Source organism: [Scytonema hofmanni] UTEX 2349 (assembly GCF_000582685.1).
GTDB lineage: Bacteria > Cyanobacteriota > Cyanobacteriia > Cyanobacteriales > Nostocaceae > Hassallia > Hassallia hofmanni.
Window position 1 is genome coordinate 5,389,866 of the sequence record NZ_KK073768.1, and the last position, 6,058, is coordinate 5,395,923.

General features: G+C 43.1%; 6 protein-coding genes and 1 pseudogene. 1 reads left to right on the forward strand and 6 read right to left on the reverse strand.

The window, feature by feature from the left end; genetic code table 11:
- Positions 1-18: 18 nt before the first annotated feature.
- The 6 genes from TOL9009_RS0129625 to TOL9009_RS0129650 are packed head-to-tail and all read right to left on the reverse strand — an operon-like array spanning position 19 to position 5,485.
- Positions 19-1,059 carry a hypothetical protein gene (locus tag TOL9009_RS0129625; RefSeq protein WP_029637031.1) on the reverse strand — a complete coding sequence of 347 codons (1,041 nt, stop codon included), beginning with the start codon at positions 1,057-1,059 and terminating at the stop codon, positions 19-21.
- Complete coding sequence (locus TOL9009_RS42370) at positions 1,056-3,533, reverse strand: collagen-like protein (protein WP_051503068.1); 2,478 nt, start codon at positions 3,531-3,533, stop codon at positions 1,056-1,058. The genes TOL9009_RS0129625 and TOL9009_RS42370 overlap by 4 nt, the downstream gene beginning before the upstream one ends.
- Positions 3,526-4,146 carry a hypothetical protein gene (locus TOL9009_RS0129635; protein ID WP_029637032.1) on the reverse strand — a complete coding sequence of 207 codons (621 nt, stop codon included), beginning with the start codon at positions 4,144-4,146 and terminating at the stop codon, positions 3,526-3,528. The genes TOL9009_RS42370 and TOL9009_RS0129635 overlap by 8 nt, the downstream gene beginning before the upstream one ends.
- 1 nt (position 4,147) lies before the next feature.
- On the reverse strand, positions 4,148-4,819 hold the full coding sequence (locus tag TOL9009_RS0129640; RefSeq protein ID WP_029637034.1) for a hypothetical protein: 672 nt from the start codon (positions 4,817-4,819) through the stop codon (positions 4,148-4,150).
- Positions 4,806-5,153: a hypothetical protein gene (locus TOL9009_RS0129645; protein WP_029637035.1), complete on the reverse strand. Its 348-nt coding sequence runs from the start codon at positions 5,151-5,153 to the stop codon at positions 4,806-4,808. The genes TOL9009_RS0129640 and TOL9009_RS0129645 overlap by 14 nt, the downstream gene beginning before the upstream one ends.
- 2 nt (positions 5,154-5,155) lie before the next feature.
- Positions 5,156-5,485 (reverse strand): hypothetical protein, encoded by a 330-nt coding sequence (locus TOL9009_RS0129650; protein WP_029637036.1) that lies wholly within the window; start codon positions 5,483-5,485, stop codon positions 5,156-5,158.
- A 214-nt stretch (positions 5,486-5,699) separates the two neighbouring features.
- On the opposite strand from TOL9009_RS0129650, the pseudogene TOL9009_RS47945 reads away from it, so the two are divergent.
- Positions 5,700-6,058, forward strand: a pseudogene (locus tag TOL9009_RS47945) (tyrosine-type recombinase/integrase); the annotation flags it as partial.

Here is a 6,058-nt window from a genome sequence, read left to right on the forward strand (position 1 = left end):
TTTTGTAGAATTTAAAAATTAGAGATAATCGATCGCGTGAATACTCACGTCCCCGCTAGTAGCTGCCATCGTACTAAAAGGCAAGTTAGCTGAAATTGTTGCAGAACCGGTTTCGTTATCAAATTGAATTTGAACGTTGTTCGGTTGATTTTCAGTTGGAACTACAGTTTTTTCCGCAGCCGCCAAGATACTGCTTATTTCTAGCAATGCTTCAGGAAGGGTATTAGATAGTAAATCACCCCCGCCATTTAAAAAAGCTGAATAAGTAGATCCTAAATAATCGCTGGCGACTATTTGAATCGCACCGTCGGTTTCGATACTAACAGTTACAGGGATAGTAGCAGCTACAGAAATAGTTCCAGTGTCAAAGCTGACTGTAGTAGACAAATTTCGGCGCGGTGGTAAACCTGGGTTAGATCCATTCCTTAAGTTTTCGGCTGCATCTAGAGCGCGACATACTTCAAAAAAAGCTGCGGGAATTTGGGTGGATTTAAGCGTCCCGGAAGTTCCTGGATCAAAGCTACTCATACTGTCCTCGGTGTAAAAAATGTAGTATCCGTATCTGTAATCTGTTGTAGCCGGAAAACTTCCCAGATTAGGGGGAATAAATTCAAGTCCTCTCTTTGGGATTAATGTCGAAGAGAGTTGTTGCGTTGATGAGATAGGAATAACAAGCCTGTTGTTTACCGTTACGACGTTAAAATTTGTCCGCTCTAAGCTATCAACAATAGCAGGTGGGAGCTCCTCAATAGCTGTATCCCAATCAGTCTCAATACTGTCGCCTGATGGAGTTGTGGCAGAATCATTATCACCGTTGCCACTGCCGCTACTACCACCGCCATTCTTATTTTGAACGATTTTTTTAATAGAAGTGCTTGGCAGGAATATATACCAGTTTCGTTTCCATTTAAAACCTATCCTAATTCCTTTTTTAAGCAGTTTTTTAATCATCTGCAACAAATAATCATTTGAATAATGGAGAAGTCTTGCAAAGGTAATTAATTTAATAGCCAACCTACCATTGACAACGAAAACTGCATCAAGCTCTACTATTCTCATTTCTTATCTCTTAGCTTTTTACTCCAATTTGGTACAGTATCTTTTTGACCTAGTGGGAAAAACTGACACAGTACCGGCGTTACTGAGACTTCTTTAAGAAAGCCATTTGTTTTAGTTGTTTGTGGCGGCTCAATATTTTTCAAAAAATCAGGGTTAACATATTGTTTTAATGCATTTAAAACCCGTAAACACTCAGTATCTGTTTTACACCAAATAATAATTTTAGAATTATCATTTAGCACTTGAACACCCCTACAACTGCCTTTTTGATAACTTGGAAAGCTTGGCTTGTGAGTTTCCCCATACCTATAGTGTGGGATTATTAAAGTCCATCGACTGCGCCCAATCTTTCCATTACCCAAGTTTTCAGCATATTGAATAGCCAGTTGAGGTTTTTGAAAGCTGCGGGTTTGCCAATAGTCAGGGACAGAAACATAAGCTTCCATTTCTTTGTTTTTGGCTAAACACAGTTCGGCATTTGCTTTATAAAGTTCTTCATATTCCCCAATAATTGTTAAAGAATTGTTAGCTGTACCCGCTTTATTAGATATAGCTTTAACATTTTCATATGCTTTTTTGGATTCCCATTCTCCCTTAGCATTTAGAGAGCATTGGCAAACAGGAACCTTAATTGATATAAACTTCACATCAGCGTCCTCCCCTTCTTTACCTTGTTTTCCTTCTTTCCCATCAACGCCGTTGCGACCGTCAACGCCAGTTCGACCGTCGGTGCCGTTACGCCCGTTTAACCCAGTTCGACCGTCGGTACCGTTACGCCCGTTTAACCCAGTTCGACCGTCGGTGCCGTTGCGCCCGTTTAACCCAGTCCGTCCATCAACCCCGTTACGCCCGTTTAACCCAGTTCGACCGTCGGTGCCGTTACGTCCGTTTAACCCAGTCCGTCCATCAACCCCGTTACGCCCGTTTAACCCAGTCCGTCCGTCGGTGCCGTTGCGCCCGTTTAACCCAGTCCGTCCATCAACCCCGTTACGCCCGTTTAACCCAGTCCGTCCGTCGGTGCCGTTACGCCCGTTTAACCCAGTCCGTCCGTCGGTGCCGTTGCGCCCGTTTAACCCAGTCCGTCCGTCGGTACCGTTACGCCCGTTAGTTCCCGGTAAACCGCGAAGTCCGTCACGACCTGCTAGCCCGATACGCCCGTCTGTGCCATTACGCCCGTCTGTGCCGTTTCTAGGAATTGGGTAAGGTTTTAAAACCGCATCAACACCGTTGCGACCGTCAACACCGTTGCGACCGTCCGTGCCATTTTTTCCATGAATGACGATCGGCGCGGGACCGGCAACTTGAACCTCTCGCATGATGGTTTCAACTTTCGTAACTTCAATGGTTTTATATTCACCATCGCGACCATTAACGCCATTCCTGCCATCAGTGCCGTTTCTACCAACAGTGCCATCGCGACCGTTAACGCCATTTCTGCCATCAGTGCCGTTTCTACCAACAGTGCCATCGCGACCGTTAACGCCGTTTCTGCCATCAGTGCCGTTTCTACCAACAGTGCCATCGCGACCATTAACGCCATTTCTGCCATCAGTACCGCTTCTGCCAACAGTGCCATCGCGACCATTAACGCCACTTCTGCCATCAGTACCGTTTCTGCCAACAGTGCCATCGCGACCGTTAACGCCATTTCTACCATCAGTACCGCTTCTACCAGTCTGACCTGTCCCACCTGGTAAACCGCGCTGTCCTTGCCCTCCGGGTAAACCCCTTTGTCCTTGCCCTCCAGGTAAACCCCGTTGTCCTTGTCCTCCGGGTAAACCGCGCTGTCCTTGCCCTCCGGGTAAACCGCGCTGTCCTTGCCCTCCGGGTAAACCGCGTTGTCCTTGCCCTCCGGGTAAACCCCTTTGTCCTTGCCCTCCGTCGCGTCCGGGTCTTCCTGGTTGTCCGTCGAAGCCACGTCTTCCTGGTTGTCCATTCTGTCCGGGTCTTCCGGGTTGTCCATCCCTTCCCGGTCTTCCCGCCTCGCCAATTTTCCCACGCAATGCACCTACCGCCATTTGCAACCCGTTAACAGTAGTTTCTAAAGATAATTGCCCAGATTGAATTTCTGCAACTAATTGCTTAAGATACAAAAGCGCGTCAATTGCACTCAATACTTTATCAACTTTCTCCAAAACTCCCGCTATTTTGCTTAACGCATTTGATGCGGTAGAAACTGCTGTAGCCGCTGATGCTGCTGCTGTTGTAGCTGCTGCCATTGCCGCCGCTGCCAGTGCTGCAATTGCAGCCAACCCCACAAGGATGGCTTTTAATTCCTTTAATTCAGCGCGAACATTTTCAACTCCTGCTAAAGCTTCATACGCCCTAGAATCAGCTTGATAAGCAGTTTTTAATGCTTCTTTGGCTAGTTGTCTAGCATACTCATCAACATTATTATTGCTGCGATTTAAACGTGCAACTTCTGCCTTTAATCCAGCCAATTCCGCTCTAATTTCAGCACAACAATCAGCCATTGCTCAAACTCCTAACTGTGGCTCTAACGCTTTTAATTCCGCTGATAATTTCAGAACAAGGAATACAACAATAACCGGGGTAAGCCTCACAAGCGCACTTTATTTCGCCTGGAGCGCAACCATCACACGCAACTTTAATTTGTGGTGATACTCCTGATTTTTCATACAATTTATTATTGTTTTTATCAGTTATCGTTACCTTGACGGTTTCGGCACTAATCAAACATCCAGCACAATCACCCGCTGAGTAAGGAGTGCTAGGGTTACGGTTAATTTCACCAGTAACTTGTGTAATGGATGCCGTGCTAGATAAGTAGCGATATTCGCCACCTCCAAAAACAGCAACACCATTAAAAGCAGGTGTAACACCACCAGCAGCGGCGACATAACCGGGATTGGTTCCACATAAAAATATTTCAAAAAAGTTAATATTATATATATCTTTACCAGCGAATCTATAACATTTATTTTGTGTTGTAGAATCATCAATTACAATACAAATTGGAGCGTTATCGTAACGCAAAGTTTCTAGCTCACTACCTTGAAACTTAATAGATACCACAGCACTATCTGAATTTTGACAATAAGCAGTTCCGCTACATTCAAAAGCCATATTAATAAGTGTAAGTTCCGTATAATTCAATCTCACCTAAACAGAGATAAGCGTAACCAGCACTATTTAAGCCATTTTGCAGTAGCCGGAATTGCGTATAAAAATTAGTTGTAGTTATGGGGAAAGATAACCATTGAGAAGGACTACTTAAAGTTATATTGTTGGTACGAACGTCTAAATCAGCCCAAACTGAACCATCATTACTACCCTGGAACTTCCAGTTTCTTAAGTAGTGATCTACATTACTTCTATTTCTTATTGAATAGTAGTTGCACTTCAAAGAACCGCTAGAAATTATTAATTCAACCCAGCTATTATCAATACTTGATGTGTAAAATTCTGAGGGTTGCCTATCAACCAAAGAATCTATAGTGCCTGCTGCAATATCGCTTGCAGACATGCTTAAACCGTTGTTGTGGGGGTTCTGCCAAGCTACAGTACCCTCTTGGGTTCCAATAAAATAAGCTAGTCCGTTAGTGTCGCCATTACTAGCGTAAGTTAATTCTTTAGTAGTTGTAGGAGTATTTCCAGTAGTACCTCCAGTAGTACCTAAAAAAGCCTTTAAAGTGGATAGTTGCACTTTAGCAGTTATATTTGCACTGGTATCCCAAATTAGTAAAAGGTCATTATCTGCAAGTGTTGCTAATTCTGGAAATTCGTTAATTTTGAGCATAGCTCTTAATAATGATTTGGTGACAGATGTAGGGGATATTATTTCTCGTAATTCTAAAAGGTTTCCATTCAATCATCTTTATAAGTTCAAAGGCTTCAGAGTTATCAAAGAAGATAGACTGATTACTTTGATTTGTAATTGTCCGGTTAAGTTCATCTGTGACAGTTCCTTGAAAGTTGCGAGATGCAGTAATCAGTATGGCAATAAGTAAACTTTCAGCGGTGTTATTGAGTTTTGGGGTTAATTTCAGTAATGAAGATTTTTGAATAACTAAATTATTTTCATTTTGAAATGCCCCCGCCCCAAATATTTGAGTAATAGAAAGCGATTCCATTTTTAGTAGTCGTCAGGGTCAATTACTGCTGAAGTGTCTATTTTGGCAAAGTTTACAGTTAGCTGATCTACCCTATAGGAATCGTTGTTATCCCCGCGAAAAGTGAAGGTAGGATAGCCCGATTCAATGTAAACGCTTTGATCTAGTTCTGCGTCAAAGGTTGTTTTGAGTAATGCTGCCTTAGCTTTTAGAAGAATTCCAGCAATCAAAGCTTCAGCTCTATTTGTGGCTGATGCGGTTAATCCTGGTAAATCGGCTTTAGCAATTGTGATTGTGGTTGCTGTCTGAGTAGCACCGGCGCCAAAAACTTGAACTAAAGTTGGTTCCGCCATAAAACTGATTTTCTTGAAGTGAATAAATCAGTTGTAATCAGCAATTAAAACAATGCCAATATTCCGGTTATATGTAAAACCAGAACATTTACGGATGCGCTACAACAATTGCTGGGATTAGATTAGAGCCTGCTTTCACTGACAGCAATTTACACGATTGTTCCGGTTTTATCAGTGTGAGGGGTAAAACCGGAACTCGCTTTCATTAAAAAGAATGGCTAAAAATAATCGGCAGGGACAAGGATATATTTTGTCGAACTTAGAATATTCAAAAGTTCGTAGTCATATCAAAAGTCAAAAATATAAATTACTTTTAGACCTAGCTTGGTACACCGGCGAAAGATGGGGGGCGCTGGTGCAATTAAAAATAAGTGATTGCTATTTTGAGGGAAAGCCAAAGGCTTACATCAACTTTGCTGCTGAAACTCGCAAAGCATCCCCAGACGGGACGCATGAAACGCGCCAAGTCCCCACACATCAAACGCTTAGTGAGGTGTTAAGCGCTTACAACCCGGACAGCGAATCGATTTATATGTTTCCCGATCGCACTGGGGACAAGCCTATAACCCTCAG